General features: G+C 65.9%; 16 protein-coding genes and 2 pseudogenes. 8 read left to right on the top strand and 10 right to left on the bottom strand.

Features of this window, described 5'->3' with window-relative positions:
• Together ACFPOB_RS17195 and ACFPOB_RS17190 are read left to right on the top strand one after the other, a co-directional pair.
• On the top strand, window positions 1-168 hold the full coding sequence (locus ACFPOB_RS17195) for a DUF2256 domain-containing protein (RefSeq protein WP_377799630.1): 168 nt from the start codon (window positions 1-3) through the stop codon (window positions 166-168).
• Window positions 165-1,733 (top strand): cryptochrome/photolyase family protein, encoded by a 1,569-nt coding sequence (locus tag ACFPOB_RS17190; protein ID WP_377799629.1) that lies wholly within the window; start codon window positions 165-167, stop codon window positions 1,731-1,733. Before ACFPOB_RS17195 ends, ACFPOB_RS17190 begins: the two co-directional genes overlap by 4 nt.
• A 398-nt stretch (window positions 1,734-2,131) precedes the next feature.
• On the opposite strand, the gene ACFPOB_RS17185 is transcribed toward ACFPOB_RS17190, so the two are convergent.
• The 8 genes and pseudogenes from ACFPOB_RS17185 to ykgO all read right to left on the bottom strand — a co-directional run bounded on the left by ACFPOB_RS17185 (window position 2,132) and on the right by ykgO (window position 8,577).
• Window positions 2,132-3,973, bottom strand: coding sequence for a putative bifunctional diguanylate cyclase/phosphodiesterase (locus ACFPOB_RS17185; protein ID WP_377799628.1), 1,842 nt, complete (start codon window positions 3,971-3,973; stop codon window positions 2,132-2,134).
• 67 nt (window positions 3,974-4,040) lie between these two features.
• Window positions 4,041-5,027 (bottom strand): GlxA family transcriptional regulator, encoded by a 987-nt coding sequence (locus tag ACFPOB_RS17180; RefSeq protein ID WP_377799627.1) that lies wholly within the window; start codon window positions 5,025-5,027, stop codon window positions 4,041-4,043.
• A gap of 294 nt (window positions 5,028-5,321) precedes the next feature.
• Window positions 5,322-5,408 (bottom strand): annotated as a pseudogene (locus tag ACFPOB_RS17175) (dihydrofolate reductase family protein); the annotation flags it as partial.
• Between the two features lie 117 nt (window positions 5,409-5,525).
• A pseudogene (locus ACFPOB_RS17170) lies at window positions 5,526-6,325 on the bottom strand (endonuclease/exonuclease/phosphatase family protein).
• 13 nt (window positions 6,326-6,338) lie between these two features.
• Window positions 6,339-7,049: an RES family NAD+ phosphorylase gene (locus ACFPOB_RS17165; RefSeq protein ID WP_377799626.1), complete on the bottom strand. Its 711-nt coding sequence runs from the start codon at window positions 7,047-7,049 to the stop codon at window positions 6,339-6,341.
• A complete protein-coding gene (locus tag ACFPOB_RS17160) occupies window positions 7,046-7,459 on the bottom strand; it encodes an MbcA/ParS/Xre antitoxin family protein (protein ID WP_377799625.1) in 414 nt (137 codons plus the stop codon). The genes ACFPOB_RS17165 and ACFPOB_RS17160 overlap by 4 nt, the downstream gene beginning before the upstream one ends.
• A 182-nt stretch (window positions 7,460-7,641) precedes the next feature.
• The gene (locus ACFPOB_RS17155; protein ID WP_377799624.1) at window positions 7,642-8,220 is read right to left on the bottom strand and encodes a tetratricopeptide repeat protein; all 579 of its coding nucleotides are present in this window, start codon (window positions 8,218-8,220) and stop codon (window positions 7,642-7,644) included.
• A gap of 231 nt (window positions 8,221-8,451) precedes the next feature.
• Window positions 8,452-8,577, bottom strand: a complete 126-nt coding sequence (ykgO, locus tag ACFPOB_RS17150) for a type B 50S ribosomal protein L36 (RefSeq protein ID WP_038363015.1) — start codon at window positions 8,575-8,577, stop codon at window positions 8,452-8,454.
• 278 nt (window positions 8,578-8,855) lie between these two features.
• On the opposite strand from ykgO, the gene ACFPOB_RS17145 reads away from it, so the two are divergent.
• Entirely contained in the window at window positions 8,856-9,749 is an 894-nt protein-coding gene (locus tag ACFPOB_RS17145; RefSeq protein ID WP_377799623.1) for a tellurite resistance TerB family protein, read from the top strand.
• A 70-nt stretch (window positions 9,750-9,819) separates the two neighbouring features.
• Entirely contained in the window at window positions 9,820-11,133 is a 1,314-nt protein-coding gene (locus tag ACFPOB_RS17140; protein ID WP_377799622.1) for an MFS transporter, read from the top strand.
• Here the strand turns inward: ACFPOB_RS17140 and ACFPOB_RS17135 are convergent.
• Window positions 11,117-11,452 (bottom strand): NIPSNAP family protein, encoded by a 336-nt coding sequence (locus tag ACFPOB_RS17135; protein ID WP_377799621.1) that lies wholly within the window; start codon window positions 11,450-11,452, stop codon window positions 11,117-11,119. The two genes, ACFPOB_RS17140 and ACFPOB_RS17135, sit on opposite strands and share 17 nt — an antisense overlap.
• Window positions 11,453-11,454: 2 nt before the next feature.
• Window positions 11,455-12,639: a pyridoxal phosphate-dependent aminotransferase gene (locus ACFPOB_RS17130; protein WP_377799620.1), complete on the bottom strand. Its 1,185-nt coding sequence runs from the start codon at window positions 12,637-12,639 to the stop codon at window positions 11,455-11,457.
• Window positions 12,640-12,982: 343 nt separating this feature from the next.
• Here ACFPOB_RS17130 and ACFPOB_RS17125 point away from each other — a divergent pair, with 343 nt between their 5' ends.
• The 4 genes from ACFPOB_RS17125 (at window position 12,983) to ACFPOB_RS17110 (ending at window position 16,800) form a co-directional block, all read left to right on the top strand.
• The gene (locus ACFPOB_RS17125) at window positions 12,983-14,821 is read left to right on the top strand and encodes an IlvD/Edd family dehydratase (protein ID WP_377799619.1); all 1,839 of its coding nucleotides are present in this window, start codon (window positions 12,983-12,985) and stop codon (window positions 14,819-14,821) included.
• 145 nt (window positions 14,822-14,966) lie between these two features.
• Window positions 14,967-15,806 (top strand): isocitrate lyase/PEP mutase family protein, encoded by an 840-nt coding sequence (locus ACFPOB_RS17120; RefSeq protein WP_377799618.1) that lies wholly within the window; start codon window positions 14,967-14,969, stop codon window positions 15,804-15,806.
• Window positions 15,803-16,129 (top strand): hypothetical protein, encoded by a 327-nt coding sequence (locus ACFPOB_RS17115; RefSeq protein ID WP_377799617.1) that lies wholly within the window; start codon window positions 15,803-15,805, stop codon window positions 16,127-16,129. The genes ACFPOB_RS17120 and ACFPOB_RS17115 overlap by 4 nt, the downstream gene beginning before the upstream one ends.
• The gene (locus ACFPOB_RS17110) at window positions 16,126-16,800 is read left to right on the top strand and encodes a GNAT family N-acetyltransferase (protein WP_377799616.1); all 675 of its coding nucleotides are present in this window, start codon (window positions 16,126-16,128) and stop codon (window positions 16,798-16,800) included. Before ACFPOB_RS17115 ends, ACFPOB_RS17110 begins: the two co-directional genes overlap by 4 nt.

The following is a 16,800-nucleotide window of genomic DNA, read 5'->3' as shown; positions in this document are numbered from 1 at the left end:
ATGGCCAAGATGCGCCGCAAGGGCGATCTGCCGACGAAGAGCTGCACGGTCTGCGCCCGGCCCTTCGCCTGGCGGCGCAAATGGCGGGAGGTCTGGGAGACGCGCGAGACCTGTTCCGACCGCTGCCGGGACGAGGCGCGCCGGCTGCGCGGCAGCGCCCGGCCGTGAAGACATTGGTCCTGATCCTCGGCGACCAGCTCAGCCGCGATCTCGCATCGCTGGACGGGTTCGATCGCGAACGAGACGTCGTGCTGATGGTCGAGGTCGCCGACGAGACGACCTATGTCCGCCATCACAAGCAGAAGATCGCATTCATCCTGTCGGCGATGCGGCATTTCGCGGCGGAGCTAGGCGCGGAGGGCCTGGCGGTTGACTATGTCCGTCTCGACGATCCCGGCAACACCGGCTCGTTCACGGGCGAGCTCGCTCGCGCCGTCGCCCGTCACCGGCCGGATCGCATCGTCGTCACCGAACCGGGCGAGTGGCGTGTCAGGCGCATGATGGATGACTGGCCGCTCCGCCTGGACGTGCCGGTGGATATCCGCGATGACGACCGCTTCTTCTGCTCGCGGGCAGAGTTCAACGCCTGGGCTGGCGGCCGCAAATCCTATCGCATGGAGTTCTTCTACCGCGAGATGCGACGCCGCACCGGCCTGCTGATGCACGGCGACGAGCCGGTGGGCGGCCGCTGGAACTTTGACTCGGAGAACCGCAAGCGCCTGCCTGCGTCGATCACACCGCCGCCGCGGGGCGCCATCGCGCCGGATGCGGTGACGCGCGAGGTGATCGCGATGGTGGCGGCCCGCTTCGCCGACCACTTCGGCGATCTCGACGAATTCGGCTGGGCGGTGACGCGTAGGGACGCGCTCGCCGCTCTGGCCCGGTTCGTAACCGAGTCCCTGCCCTTTTTCGGCGACTATCAGGACGCGATGGCGCGGCGCGAGCCCTTCGTCTTCCATGCATTGCTCTCGCCTTACCTGAATGTCGGCCTGCTCGGCGCGCGCGAGGTGTGCGTCGCGGCGGAGCAGGCCTTTCGCGCCGGCGACGTGCCGCTCAACGCGGCCGAAGGCTTCATCCGGCAGATTCTCGGCTGGCGCGAATATGTCCGCGGCATCTATTGGCTCGAGATGCCGGGCTATGCGCAAACCAACGCCCTGTCGGCGCAGCGTCCGCTGCCCTGGTTCTATTGGTCTGGCGAAACTGCGATGAACTGTCTCGCCATCGCGATCGCCGATACGCGCCGTCATGCCTACGCCCACCACATCCAGCGCCTGATGGTGACCGGGAACTTCGCACTGCTCGCCGGAATCCGGCCGGCGGAGATCGAGGAATGGTATCTTGTCGTCTACGCCGACGCCTATGATTGGGTGGAATTGCCCAACACCCATGGCATGGTCATGTTCGCCGATGGCGGGCTGTTGGCCTCCAAGCCCTATGCCGCATCGGGCGCCTATATCGATCGCATGTCGGACTATTGCGGCAGCTGCGTCTATGATCCGCGGATCAAGACCGGCGCCGGAGCATGCCCGTTCAATCTGCTCTACTGGAACTTCCTGATCGAGAACCGCTCCGTCCTGGGGAGGAATCCACGCCTGGCCATGCCCTACCGTACGCTCGACCGGATGCCGAGCCAGCGGACCCGAACGATTGTCGAGGAAGCGCGAGCCTTCCTCGATGATCTCGGCCGGGACAAGCCAGGCCCCCAGTCCGCCCAGCCCGACCTTTTCGGGTAAACGCGCGGTCGGCCAAGCCGGCGCATGAGCTCCCATGTGCCGGTTCCGATCCCAGCGCTCGGAACGATCCGGAACACCTTGCCGGTCCCCGCCTCGCTATAGAGATCGACCAGCTCGCCGTTCCAGTAATGGCCAAGATGCCGGCCCTGCACGGGATTGCGAGCAAGATCAGGCCAGAACAGCGCAGCGGTGAAGCGCTCAGAAAACCCGAACAAGGCGACCGGCGTTCCCGAAGAGATCGCAAGATGTCTCAGGGTGTTCGGCGGCGCAGATTGGAAGGCGAAAGCGGTGAGGTCCAGCGCGGGCTGCTGCATGCGGCTGCGTCCGTCGGCCGTCGTTCTCCTCCCGGCTTTCTCATATGTCATGAGCCATAGGCAGTGCCCGGAAGCGCTTGGCCGTCAGCGAGCGCCGCCGCTTGAGGGATGAACGGGCAAGAGGGAGCCGAATGGCGTCTTGGCGCGAAAGCGATCGTCCTTCGTTGCCCGATTCATCTGTCCGTCGGGAGATGCCAGACGCAGCTTTGCTGCGAAACTTTCGCTGTCCTCGGGCGGACAGAACAAATAGCCTTGGCCGATCGGACAGCCCATGCCGGCCAGCAGCGCGCGCTGGGCCTCGGTTTCCACCCCCTCCGCCACGACGGCAGTACCCAAGGCGCGCCCGAGGTCGATGATGGCCCGGACGATAACCATCTTCGAATGACTGGCGGCCAGTTCGGCGACGAAGCTCCGGTCGATCTTGATCTCCGTGACCGGAAACGCCTCGAGCAGGCGCAGGTTCGAATAGCCGGTCCCGAAATCATCGACGGATAGGCCGACGCCGAGGTCCCGCAGCCGATGCATGGCCGCCAGCACGCCGGGCGTGTCGTTGAGAAACATGCTTTCAGTGATCTCAAGCGTCAGCCAGGCGGGTTCGACACCGGCCTTCCGGATCACCCGGTCCACGATCTCCGCCATGTCGCGGAGCAGGAATTCTGTAGCGGACACGTTTACGGAAAAGCGCAGCGGCCGTTCGCGGTGTTCGTTGATCCTGCGTGCAAAGGCGGCGACGGCGGCAAGGCCCCGCTCGCCGAGATCGAGCAGTAGGCCGATCCGCTCCGCTGCTTCGATGAATCGCCCCGGCGGCAGCACGCCGAACAGGGGGTGGTTCCATCGCATCAGGGCTTCCGCGCCCACCCACTCGCCGGTCACGAGGTCGATCTGCGGCTGGAAATGATGGAAAAACTGGTCGCTTGCGAGAGCGGCCTTCAACTCGCGGGTCAGCTGGACCCTGTTGCGCGCCTCGTCTTCATCTGCGCGCTGAAACCGGCGAGGGCCGCTCAGCGGAGCCGATTTCGCCGCATGCAGCGCTGCGCCGGCATTCCGGATCAAGGATATCGCGGTGCCGTCGGGTTGACCGAGCGCATAGCCGACGGCAAACCGCAGGGAAACATTCGCTCCCGGGATCACGAAGTCCGGGGCGAGCGCGGCGCAAACCTCGGCCACGAGTTGTGGCCCGCTTGCTTCATCAGCCGGTTCGAAGGCCAGGGCGAACTCGTTCGCTCCGATCCGGGCGACCAGGGCAGCCCCGGTCGCCCGCAGTCGGCGGCCAGCCTCCACTAGCAGCGCGTCGCCGACATCAAAGCCATATCCTGCGTTGATGTCGTGGAAGCCGATCACGTCGAGCTTTACGATCAGCACCGGGTCGGCACGTGTCGCAAAGCGCCTCTCCGCAGCGACGATGAACGCCTGTCGATTGAGACACCCTGTTGCAAGGTCGAGGTTCGCGGCGCGATCGAGGGCGATCTCGGTCTGGCGAGTCGCCGACACGTCCCGAAGAATGCCGAGATAGAGCAGTTCGCCGCCGACCGTGAATGGTCTGAGGCTGAGGCTGTTCCAGAAGGCCGAGCCATCTTTCCGGTAGTTGCGCAATGTGACGTCGATCGGTTCAGCCGCCCCGATCGCCGCTGCGATAAGGGCGACTTCCGGTTGCTCGCGTTCATTGCCTTGCAGGTAGCGGCAGTCCTTTCCGAGCGCCTCGTGCCGCGCATAGCCCGTCAGCCGTTCGAAAGCCCTGTTCACGTAAATGAGCGGCCCGTTCCCTGCCGAGACCCGGCCGATCACTACACCATCTGAGAATTCCTCGACGAGCGGGGGCAGAATCGAGCGCAGCAGGGCGTTCGCGCCGAGTTCCGCGCAATTGCCGAACGGTTTCGGCGCGAACTTCATAAACTCGGCGGGCTTCAGAGCCTTGAAGTCTTTCATGATCCGAGCAATGGCGCGGTTGCCTGTCGCCGGGCAATCCGCGGTCGCGGTCGTTTCGGGACAACCGTCAGCCGATTTCGGACAAAATGGGTCGCGACCCGTCTCCGGACGTCCGGAACCGTTCACGATAGTCCGAGGGCATCGCTCCGATATGCGCAAGGAAGGCGCGGCGCATCGCCCGCGCGGAACCGAAACCGCTTTTCGCGGCGATCGAATCGATCGGTAGTCGGCTGCCTTCGAGCAGAAAGCGCGCGACATCGATCCGCGTGAGATCGACGTATTCGGAAGGCGAGATCCCGACCTCCTGCGTGAAGACGCGCGTGAAATTGCGCGGGCTCATCGCCGCGACGTTCGCCAAAGCATTGACCGACAGGTCGGCATCGGGATGGCTCAGGATGTATTGCTGGACCTTGTAGAGCCGGCTGCGGTCGACGGCCTGCGCCGCCAGATGCATGCTGAACTGAGACTGGTCCCCCGGCCTCTTCAGGAACACGACCAGGCGACGGGCGACATAAAGCGCAACGTCCCGGCCGAGATCCTCCTCGACCAGCGAAAGACCGAGATCGATCGCCGCGCTCGACCCGGCGGAGGTGACCATCGCGCCATCCCGGACGAAGACACGATCGCCGTCCACCTTTGCGTCCGGGAAGCGTTCGGCCAGGAGAGGCGCGTACTGCCAGTGCGTCGCCACGTGACGGCCGCCAAGGAGACCGGCGTCACCAAGCAGGAACGCCCCCGTGCAGACCGAGCCATAGCGCCGCGCATGCGGGGCAGTCCGGGCCAGCCAGTCGATCATATCCTGGCCTGGCGCGCTGGGAATGCCGACGCTCCCGGCCACGAGAAGCGTGTCGGGATCTTGCGGGGTCGTGAGATAGTCCGAGTCCGGCAGGACTCTCAGCCCCGACCCGCAGCGGATCGGGCGGTCTTCTTCCGCGACGACGCCGACCTCATAGAACGCCTCGGCAGCACGCGCGTTCGCTTCGGCAAACACGTCCATCAGGCCAGCGAGTTCCAGCGAGTGAACGTTGGAAGGCACGAAGATAATGATCCGCATGTGGATATTCCCTCGGACAGCCAGTGCAGACGCTGCAGGGAGGTCAGCCCGCAACAGCCGATAGATCGCGGGGTAGTCCGCCTCCGCTGCGCTGCGACAGCGGCGGCCATCGCCGGCCACGCACATCTGCCCGGGACGATCAGAGGCTTCCCCTGGAGCAGTAGCTCAGGCTCGAACTTGGTCGTCGTGCTGCTCTTCCGGCGCCGCCTCGCCACACCATGTCGCGCGATCCCGATGGTGCACGATCTCTTGCATGCGGCGATCCTAACCGCTGGACGTCGACTCTGCACTTGCTCTGAAGAGTACGGCATCGGGCGCAAAGGCCGCGTGATCGACATAGCCGTCCAGGGACAGGTTCATTCCGAAGACGAGCTTGGCCATGCTGCAGAGCTCCGCCGCAGATCTTTTCAGGATACCGCGAGCTGCCGCTGCGCAGAAGCGAGGTCAGGCGCGAGGGCAGCAAGCGTGCCTCCGCGCGAGATGCGCTGAGCTTACGCTCTAGACCTCGATCAACAACGGCCTGTGGTCGGAAATCTCGGGCTGCTCGATGACCGCGAACGCGCGAGCCTCGACTGCCCCGTTCACCAGCATGTAGTCGGCGTAACGGCCCGGCTTCTTGTAGTGGGACGTCCGCGTGCCGGAGAAACCGCGGCCGACAACAAGGTCCGTCAGCCCCATCTCGGCCAGAACCTCGAAGGTCCGGCTGCCGGGTTCGACATTGAAGTCGCCGCAGACGACCAGCCGGTCGCCCTTCTCTGCAACCGCTTCGATCAGGGCAACGAAACGATGAGCCTGATCGAGGCGCTCCGGCGTATCGATCTTGCCGTTCAGATCCCTCAACCCGTGCATATGCGCGATAGTGATCGGCCAGCCTCGCTCGAAATCATGGAGCCTGACGACGTGAGCCGGGCGCGAGCGCGGATGCTCGCCATAGCCGTCGGGCGAAAAGCCCTTGTGCACGAAGCCCTGCGCCTGCGCGATGATCGGGAACCTGCGGTGGACGAAGTCGCGAGGCCCCATTGCGACGGCACGGCCTCTTCGCCATCCCACAGGACACCCTGCGCCGCCGGGCAGAAAGTCGCGACATGCTCCGGCAGGGCCGCGGACACATCGCGGAAGAAGTTGGCGCGTTGCGGCAGGACATGGTCGCCGTCGCGATATTCCAGCCACTCCCGTGACGTCGAAGGTGTATGGACGACCTCCTGAAGGCAGAGGACATCGGGCGCCTCGCGCGCGAGATAGGCCTGCGCCTCCTCGTGCAGCGTCCCACCCCAGCCATTCAGGCACATGATGCGCAAGACAATCCTCCGCCTATCCGATCCGGAACACCTTGCCGGTCCCGGCCTCGCGGTAGAGATCGACGCGCTCGCCGTTCCAGTGATAGTCGAGATGCCGGCCCTGCATGGCATTGCTTGCGAGGTCGGGCCAGAACAGCCCGGCACACTCGCCGCCGGCCCGGCGCACGCTCGGATAGACGACGCCATCGGACTTGGCGGCACGCAGCTTTGCGCCCAGCGCCTGGCTTTCCGAATAGTCGTCCGGCTGCAATAGCGCGCTCTCCCTAGCCCGCTCGCCGCGCAGATCGTGCAGCTTGCCATCGATCGCCAGCACCAGCTCGCGGAACTGCGAGGTCCAGCCCGGCGCTTCTCTGGTGCGCGCCATGAAGCGACCATGGTGGTGGATCGTCTCGAACAGCGCCGTCTCGAAGCTCTCGGCGACATAGAGCACGCCGAACGAGCCGTCGCTGAAGCGACTCGGCCGGTCGCGGCTGACATGGGTGAAAGGCGCCATCAGCCAGCTCGCGCCCGGGCCGGAGACGCGGCGGGAAGGTGGCACCAGATCGAGATTGCCGATCGTCTCCATCAAACGCGGATTGGTTTTCATCTCCGCCAGGATCAGCAGCGGCCAGTCGGCCGGGTCGGCGATATCCTCGAACAGGTCGATCGGCGGAAAGGCGCTGCGGATGATGCGGACGGCGCCAGGCCATTCGACCTGCGCGACCGTAAAGTCCCAGGCGCTCACCAGAGCCCGCGCTCCGCGTCGAGATAGCGCCGCACCCGCATCAGATCGGTGAGTTCGCCGCCGAGCATCACGTCGAGCGCCGACTTGCCGCCGAAAGCGTCGTTGCCCGCGCTGATCCAGGCGTAGCTGCGCTGCGGCTCGCGGAAGATCAGGCGCAGCGCCTTATGGATGCCCATCAGATTGGAGAGCCGCGCCCGGGCGTCGCGGTCGATCCGGCCGATCTCGCCCGCCTTCCAGCGCCGATAGCTGCGCACCGGCTGGTCGAGCAGCACGGCCGCTTCTTCGTCGGTCAGGCTCCAGAGGCGGAACAGATTCACGGCCGCGCGGAACATCGCCGCCGCCTCCGCTTCGGTGATCGCGGCGGGCGAAAAGGCGTCGGGAGCAGTCGGAACCGGCGAAAGCTGGCTCATCAGGCAATCTCCATTTGGCAGAATATAGGCAAAATGCTGCCAAATGGCAATACCATTGCCCTGCGTCATTCTCGGGCGGAGCAAGGCGAAGACTCGCGAATCTCAGGACAAGAGTGTGTTGGCGAAAGCGTCAGTCGGCTTGAGGTGCTCGGATCAAGCCCGAGCATGACGCGTGAGGTTACTCAAGCATCGCGGCCGTCGACCTCGAGCTTGAGCGATTCGACGGCTTCCTTCACCGCCTCGAGCTGCGGGTAGACCGCAAGCGCGCGGCGATAGGCGACCATGGCGCGCTTGTCGTCGCCCTGTTGGCGCAGGATCGTGCCGAGACCCATCATCGCGCCATAATGGCGCGGCTCACGCTTCAGCGTCTCGGCGATGTCGAGCATGGAGCGAATCGGGTCGCCCTGCAGGAACAGCGCATTGGCCCGTTGATTCCAGCCCTCGGCCCAATCGGGTTCGAGCGTAACAACTCGGTCGAGCAATTCGATCGCCAGCGGCAATTCGCGCGCCTTCAGCGCCTCCTGTGCCCGCGTCATCAGGAGATCGGCCGTATCCGAGCCGGAACGGGCCCAGCGCCGCTGGATCAGATTGGCGATGCCCTTTGCCTCTTCCGGCGACTTGGCGGCGGCAAGCCGTTCGAACAGCCGGTCGAGCGTCGCGGCCGGGCTGCGCGGTGGCGGCGCTTCCGGCAGATTCGGCTTGTCGTCGCGGTCGGCGTTCGGCACCGCGCCCTCGCGCAACGGCGCCTGCTGCGCAAGCACCACCGGCGCGGTTGCGAGGAGCAGCCCAGGAATCAGCGCAATACGAGCAAGTCGAGAGAGCCTCATGCCCCCAAAGTGGGCGCGACGAGGCGCGACGTCAATTCACGGCCCAGCGAGATCACCAAGAAGGGAGACGAGTGCGCGCCAAAAAAGCGGGCCGCACACTGTGCAGCCCGCTCTTTCAATCTCGACAAGGACGCTGATGGCGCCGCCCGAAGGCCGCGCGACTTATCAGCCCTGACGCGCCTTGAAGCGCTTCTGGACCTTATTGATGATATAGACGCGGCCCTTGCGGCGCACGAGCTGGTTGTCGCGATGGCGGGCGCGCAGCGACTTCAGCGAATTGCGGATCTTCATAGCCCGTACTCCCATCGGCTCGCCCTACGGCAGAACCGGTCAAAAAACCTGAAGGCGACGCGAACCGGAACCCGGCTCTCATCGAGCAAACGACATGCGCGCCTGATGCGATGGCCGGCTGTATAAGGATTTTACGACGATTGGCAAGGCCCCGGCGCGTCTTTCCGCCTGAAGATTGCATGCGTCATGCTCCCGTCGCAATCGCATGGCCGCCCTAGTATCCCGGCTGGCGCATGCCTAGATTGCGGCGACGGCAGACCTATCAGGGAGCATTCTCGATGTTCAACGCCAAGTCCCTCCTCGATGCCCTCGTCAATGCGGGCAGCCAGGCTGGCGCCCAGGGCGGCCAGGCCGGCGGGCTGGGCGGCGTGCTCGGCAATCTCGCCCAGCAGGTCCAGCAGGCCGGCGGCGCCGGCGGCCTCGCCGGCATGGCCGGCCAGATCTTCGGCCAGGCCAGCCAGGGTGTGCAGGATGCCGCCCGCAATACCGGCTTGCAGCAGGGCGCGACCGACATGGTCGGCCAGCTTTCCGGCGGCAAGACGCCTGAGCAATTGATCGAGCAGGCTAGGGGCATGCTCGGCGGCAATCAGCTCGCCGCCGGCGCCGTGCTCGGCGGCCTCGGCGCGCTGATCTTCGGCACCTCGGCCGGCCGCTCGCTGGCGGGCTCCGCTGCCAAGATCGGCGGCCTCGCCCTGATCGGCGGCCTCGCCTACAAGGCCTATCAGAACTATCAGGCCGGCAAGCCGCTGCTCGGCGCCGACCAGCAGCCCGCTCTGCCCGCTCCAGCCGGCTCCGGCTTCGAGCCGGAAGCGGCGAAGAACGAGCATGCGCTGCTCTTCATTCGCGCCATGATCGCGGCCTCCGCCTCCGATGGCCATATCGACGATACCGAGCGCAACGCCATCATGGGCGGTCTCCGCGAGGCCGGCCTCGATGCCGCAGCCAATGAATGGCTTGCCTACGAGCTGGCAAATCCGGCAAGCGTCGACGCGCTGGTCGAAGGGGCCGAAAGCCCCGAGCTCGCCGCGCAGATCTATACGGCCGCCCGCATCGCCATCAATCCGGACACCCCGGCGGAAAAGGACTTCCTCGCCGGTCTCGCCGGCTCGCTCGGCCTTGATGCCGAGCTAGTCGCCAACATCGACGCCGCCGCCAGCGCCGCCAAGGCCTGATCGCTGACGCAGAGCTGGAGTGCGCCGGGCGCGGATTGACCGCCCGGCGCGCCCGGCCATCCAATGCGGCATGCAATCACCAAACCCGCATTGGTCGGCACGCCTACCCTTCTATTATGGCTGGGTCATCATCGGCATCGCCTTCGTCACGATGGCGATAGCCGTCAGCGCACGCACGGCCTTCTCGCTGCTGCTGCCGCCGCTGATCGACGAGTTCGGCTGGGATCGCGGCCTCGCCTCGGGCGCCTTCTCCTTCGGCTTCCTGCTCTCGGCCGTGACCAGCACCTTCGTCGGCCGCATGATGGACCGGCACGGCCCGCGTGTCGTGATCGAGATCGGCGTGGCGATGCTGGCGGCGGGCCTGCTGATCGCGCCCGCCATTGGCGCCGCCTGGCATCTCTACCTGACGCTCGGCGTCCTCGTCGGCTGCGGCGCCAATCTGATGAGCTTCTCGGCGCAGTCACTGTTCCTGCCGAACTGGTTCGTGCGCCGACGGGCTTTCGCGATCAGCATCGCCTTTTCCGGCGTCGGCGTCGGCGCGCTGCTGCTCCTGCCCTGGCTGCAATCGATCATCAGCCGCGATGGCTGGCGCGCCGCCTGCTGGATCATGGGCCTGCTCGTGCTCGTCCTGCTCGGCCCGCTCAACCTGCTGGTTCGGCGCCGGCCGCAGGATCTCGGCCTGCAGCCGGACGGCGAGACTGCCCCGGCCGGCACCGTCGCCGCGCAACGCCAGGCGGCGGTTGTCGATCCGGCCTGGGTCGCGGTTGAATGGACATTGGGGCGAGCGCTGCGCACGGCACGCCTGTGGTGGATCATGATCGGCTATTTCTGCGCGCTGATTGCCTGGTATGCGGTGCAGGTCCACCAGACCAAATATCTGATCGAGGTCGGCTTCTCCCCGCTCATGGCCGCCTGGGCACTGGGGCTGGTCAGCGCCGTGGCCATCCCCGGCCAGATCGCTCTTGGCGGCCTGTCGGACCGCATCGGCCGCGAATGGATCTGGATGATCGGCTGCCTCGGCTTCGCCATCTGCTATGCTGCGCTGATCGCGCTGGAGCACACCCCGTCGCCCCTGCTGCTCTATGTGATGGTGATCGCGCAGGGCTTCCTGGGCTACGCGATCACCTCGGTGCTGGGCCCAATCGTCTTCGAGATTTTCGAAGGGCCGCATTTCGGCGCGATCTTCGGGACCGTCACGGTCGCGCTGCTCGGCGGCGGTGCGGCCGGCCCCTGGCTCGCCGGCACGATCCATGACGCCACCGGCAGCTATCGCCTCGCCTTCCTGCTGGTGATCGCCTGCTGCTTCATCTCGGCGGCGGCGATCTGGCTGGCAGCGCCGCGCCAGGTCCGGCTCGTACCTGGGCGCGTCAGGGCGCCCGCTTGACGCCCTGATCGTCCTCGAACACCGGCCGGAAGAAGCTGCGCTCATAGCTGACGATGAAGCGATGCTTTTCGTTCTCGGCGACCACCGCGAGGCATTCGGCATCCTTGAACGAGGCCTCGCGATAGACCTCGTACTCGGCGAAGGACGGGAAGCTGAACATCGCCAGCGCGACGTTGGAGGTGCCTTCCGAAGGCATGAAATAGCCGTGGTGCTTGCCGCCGAAGCGCTCGACCAGGCGGATCCAGGCCTTGCCATAGGCTTCGAAGGCCGGGAGTTGGTAGGGGTCGACGATGTAGCGCAGATGGCAGGTGATTGTCATGGTCAGGCAGCCTTCGCACTCTGCAGGAACTTGGCCATCCGCCCGAGCGCCCGCTCGATATTCTCCAGCGAGTTCGCGTAGGAGAGGCGGATATAGCCCTCGCCATGCACGCCGAAATCCGGCCCGCCGATCGTGGCCACGCCGGTTTCCTCGAGCAGGGCCGAGGCCAGCTTCTTCGCCTTCCAGCCGGTCTGCGACACGTTCGGAAAGGCGTAGAAGGCACCCTTCGGCACGATGCAGGAGACGCCCGGCAGCGCATTCAAGCCTGCCACCACCGCCTTCCGGCGCCGGTCGAACTCGGCCAGCATCATCGCGACCGCATCCTGCGGGCCGGTCAACGCGGCGAGGCCCGCCCATTGCGCCGGCGCGTTGACGCAGGAATGCGAGTTCACCGCGAGCTTGCGGGCATTGTCGTAAAGCGGCTTCGGCCACACCGAGAAGCCCATGCGCCAGCCGGTCATGGCATAGGTCTTCGACCAGCCGTTGAGCAGGATCAGACGGTCGCGGATCTCAGGATAGCTCAGGAGGCAGACATGCTTCTCGCCGTCATAGAGCATCTGGTCGTAGATCTCGTCCGACATCACGGCGACATCGGGGAACTTCGCCAGGCCGGCCACGAGCTTGTCGACCTCGGCCTTGGGCGTGACGCCGCCGGTTGGGTTCGCCGGCGAGTTGACGATCAGCAGCCTCGTCTTCGGCGTGATCAGCGAGAGCGTCTCCTCGGCCGAGAAGGCAAAGCCGTTCTCCTCGCGGATCGGCACCGGCACCGGCGTCGCGCCGGTGTACTCGATCATCGAGCGATAGATCGGGAAGCCCGGATCAGGATAGAGGATCTCGGCGCCGGGCTCGCCGAACATCAGGATCGCCATGAACATAGTGACCTTGCCGCCCGGCACGATCATCACCTCCTCCGGCGAGACGTTCACGGAAAAGCGCTTGTGCAGGTCGGCCGCCACTGCCTCGCGCAAGGGCAGGATGCCGTTCGCCGGCGTGTAGCCGTGATGGCCGTCACGCAGCGCCTTCACCGCCGCCTCGACGATATGCTCCGGCGTCGGGAAATCCGGCTGGCCGATGCCGAGATTGATGATGTCCTTGCCCTGGCGCTGCAATTCGGTGGCGCGGGCGAGCACGGCGAAGGCGTTCTCCTCACCGATCCGTCCGAATGAAGGAACAACGTGCAGCGTCATGGCAGTTTCCTCTTCGCTCGCGGATCGGTCTTCAAGCCGCCGCGTGTCCAAACCTGTCTTGGCCGCAAAGCCCGCAACCGCGCAAGCCCGCCGCTTGCGTCCCAGTCCGGACGGGGACGCATTTGGAACACTTGCAAACTGCGCAGCGGCGACCTTTGCTGGCGGAGGCGTCGACCAAGCGATTGGCACGGCGCTCCAAGTCGTTGTATGCAGCATACAGCGATTTTACGGCGAGCGCCCTTGCCGCTCCGCTCATGATCGGCATGACCTGTCGATCAAATCGATTTAAAGACGATGCCGAAGCGGCGCTTAAGGCCGCCTGGCCGCGAGAGGGAATGACGGGATGGCCAAGAGCCCTACTGATAAGACGCCTAACGGGAAGAAGCCGATCCGCAGGATCAAGCCGGAGCAGTTGCGCTCGAAGGCCTGGTTCGACAATCCCGCCAATGCCGACATGACCGCGCTCTATATCGAGCGCACCATGAATTTCGGCCTGTCGCGCGAGGAATTGCAGTCCGGCCGCCCGATCATTGGCATCGCCCAGACCGGCTCCGACATCGCCCCCTGCAATCGCCACCACCTCGAGCTGGCCTCTCGCGTCCGCGACGGCATCCGCGAGATGGGCGGCGTGCCCTTCGAGTTCCCGATCCATCCGATCCAGGAAACCTGCAAGCGGCCGACCGCCTCGCTCGACCGCAACCTGCAATATCTCAGCCTGGTCGAGATCCTTTACGGCTACCCGATCGACGGCGTCGTGTTGACCACCGGCTGCGACAAGACCACCCCGGCCCAGATCATGGCGGCCGCGACGGTCGACATCCCGGCGATCGCACTGCCGGGCGGACCGATGCTGAACGGCTCCTTCCGCGGCGAGCGCACCGGCTCGGGCACGATCGTCTGGAAGGCGCGCCAGATGATGGCGGCCGGCGAGATCGATTATCGCGGCTTCGTCGATCTGGTTGCGTCGTCCGCGCCATCCGCGGGTCACTGCAACACCATGGGCACGGCCTCGACCATGAACGCGCTCGCCGAGGCGATGGGCATGACCCTGCCCGGCGCCGCCGCGATCCCGGCGCCCTATCGCGACCGTTACGAGATGGCCTATCTCACCGGCCGTCGCATCGTCGAGATGGTCTGGGAGAACCTGATCCCCTCGAAGATCCTGACGCGCGAGGCCTTCGAGAACACCATCGTCATCAACTCGGCGATCGGCGGCTCGACCAATGCGCCGATCCATGTCAACGCCATCGCCAAGCATATCGGCGTCAAGCTCGACAACGAGGACTGGACCAAGATCGGCTACGACACGCCGCTGCTGGTCAACATGCAGCCGGCCGGCGAATATCTCGGCGAGGACTACTATCGCGCCGGCGGCCTGCCTGCCGTGATCGCCGAGCTGATCGCCAAGGGCAAGCTGAAGCCGGCGATCACCGCCAACGGCAAGACCCATATCGAGAACTGCGAAGGTGCCTTCTCGGGCGACCGCAACGTCATCAAGGCTTATGACGAGCCGATGAAGAAGGAGGCCGGGTTCCTCAACCTCTCCGGCAACCTCTTCGACTCGGCGATCATGAAGACCTCGGTGATCACGCCGGAGTTCCGCAAGCGCTATCTGGAGAACCCGAAGGACCCGATGGCCTTCGAGGGCAAGGCCGTCGTCTTCGATGGGCCAGAGGACTATCACCACCGCATCGACGATCCCGCGCTCGCCATCGACGAGCACACGGTTCTCTTCATCCGCGGCGTCGGTCCGGTCGGCTATCCCGGCGCGGCCGAGGTGGTGAACATGCGGCCGCCGGATTACCTGATCAAGAAGGGCGTCACCGCGCTCGCCTGCGTCGGCGACGGCCGCCAGTCCGGCACCTCCGGTTCGCCCTCGATCCTCAACGCCTCGCCGGAAGCGGCGACGGGCGGCGGCCTCGCGCTGCTCAAGACTGGGGACAAGGTCCGCATCGACCTGAAGAAGCGCACCGCCAACATGCTGATCTCGGACGAGGAGCTGGAGAAGCGCCGCGCCGAGCTGAAGGCAGCGGGCGGCTACAAGTACCCGAAGAGCCAGACGCCCTGGCAGGAGATCCAGCGCAAGATCGTCGACGAGCTCTCCGAGGGCATGGTCCTGAAGCCGGCGGTCAAGTACCAGAAGATCCACAAGAAGTTCGGCGTGCCGCGCGACAACCACTGACACCGCGCCGGGCGGCGGCGGAACTCCCGCCGCTGGCCATTCCCGCGCTGCATCGCGCCTCGCCGGCAGATGCGTGGGAGCGGGGCTGACAAATCGGCTCAGGGACGACAGTATGACGCCCTGAGCTCATTTGAAACGATTTAAAATGACTTACAGCCCGCAAGTCGACGCGTTTCGCAGACTCCATGAATCCGGCTGCTTCGTCATGCCGAACCCTTGGGACGAGGGCTCGGCCCGCTGGCTCCGCGGCCAGGGCTTCAAGGCGCTGGCCTCGACCAGCGCCGGCTTCGCCTTCACGCAAGGGCGAGCCGACCAGGACGTGCCGCGCGACATGATGCTGGCCCACCTCGCCGAGCTGGTGAAAGCGGTGCCGGACCTGCCCATCAACGCAGATTTCGAGAACGGCTATGCCGACACGCCCGACGGCGTCGCGGCCAACGTCAAGCTCTGCATCGCGACTGGCGTCGCCGGCCTCTCGATCGAGGACGCGACGGGCCGCAGCGACGAGCCGCTCTATCCCTTCGAGTTCGCTGTCGAGCGCATCCGGGCCGCCCGCCGTGCCGTCGACGAGACCGGCACCGGTGTCGTGCTGACGGCCCGCGCCGAATGCTTCCTGACCGGCCACCCCGACGCGCTGAACGAGTCGGTGCGGCGCATCAAGGCCTATGCCGACGCCGGCGCCGATGTGCTCTACGCCCCCGGCCCGAAGACGGTCGCCGACATCAGCGCCATCGTCGCGGCCGCCGGCGGTAAGCCCGTCAACACGCTGGTCTATGGCGATGTCGGCCTCAGCGTCTCGGAGATCGCCGCCACCGGCACGCGCCGCATCTCGATCGGCGCGGCGCTCGCTCGCGCCGCCTGGGCCGCCTTCATCGAGGCGACGCGCCTGATCGCGCAGGAGGGCAGCTTCAAGGGCTTCGCCGGCAACGGCGCCTCGGCCCCGCTCAACCCGTTCTTCCGCGACGATCTCAAGGCGCGCTCGTGAGCGGGCAGCTTCTCATCGCCCCGGAATGGCTCGGCAGGAGCGGGCTCTGGCAGATCGACGCCAAGGGCAAGCGCAAGGCTGTCGATGCCGACGATATCGGCCTGTCCGACGCGCTCGCCGACCGGCTGGAAAGCTGGATGGACACCTTCGACGCGATCTATGACGAAGCCGACGAAGCCGCCTCTAACTTCGCCGACGAGGCCGAGCGCGCCGCCTGGGAGGCGGAAGGCGCGGCGCTCGCCGACGCCATCGCCGCCGAGCTCGGCCCGGACTGGCAGATCACCCACGACTTCACCGGCTGGCGCAGGACGATCAAGGCATGACGACGCTGAACTGGACGCCCTGCCCCTTCCCGCCAGCCAAGGTGCTACAAGGCCGTTGGTGCCGACTGGAGCCGCTCGATCCCAACCGCCATCTCGACGATATCTGGCAGGCCATGGACGGCCATGAATCGGTCTGGGACTGGTTGCCCGCGACGCTTCCGCCGAGCCGCGAGGCCTATGGCGAACTGCTGACGTCGATGGCAGGCAAGGCCGGCATCATCCCCTTCGCCGTGATCGACGAGGCCGACGGCAAAGCCAAGGGCCATCTCTGGATGATGGAGATCAGGCCCGAGCACGGCGTCTTCGAGGTCGGCTGGATCACCTATTCCCCGTCTATGCAGCGCACCCGCATGGCGACGGAAGCGGTCTATCTCGTCGGCGACTACGGCTTCTCGCTCGGCTATCGTCGCTATGAGTGGAAGTGCAACAACCGCAACGAGCCCTCCAAGCGCGCCGCGCAGCGCTTCGGCTTCCAGTACGAGGGCCTCTTCCGCCAGCATCAGGTGGTGAAGGACGAAAACCGCGACACCGCCTGGTTTTCGATCCTCGACGGCGAGTGGCCCAAGGTCGGGCAGGCCTTCGAAAGCTGGCTTGCGCCGGAGAACTTCGACGCTCAGGGCCAGCAGAAGACCTCCTTGGCCGATTGCATGAAGACGGCCGGAGCCGCCTGA

Origin of the sequence: Allobosea eneae, from assembly GCF_042657265.1 — a bacterium.
GTDB lineage: Bacteria > Pseudomonadota > Alphaproteobacteria > Rhizobiales > Beijerinckiaceae > Allobosea > Allobosea eneae.
This window is presented reverse-complemented; position numbering and strand designations above follow the sequence as displayed.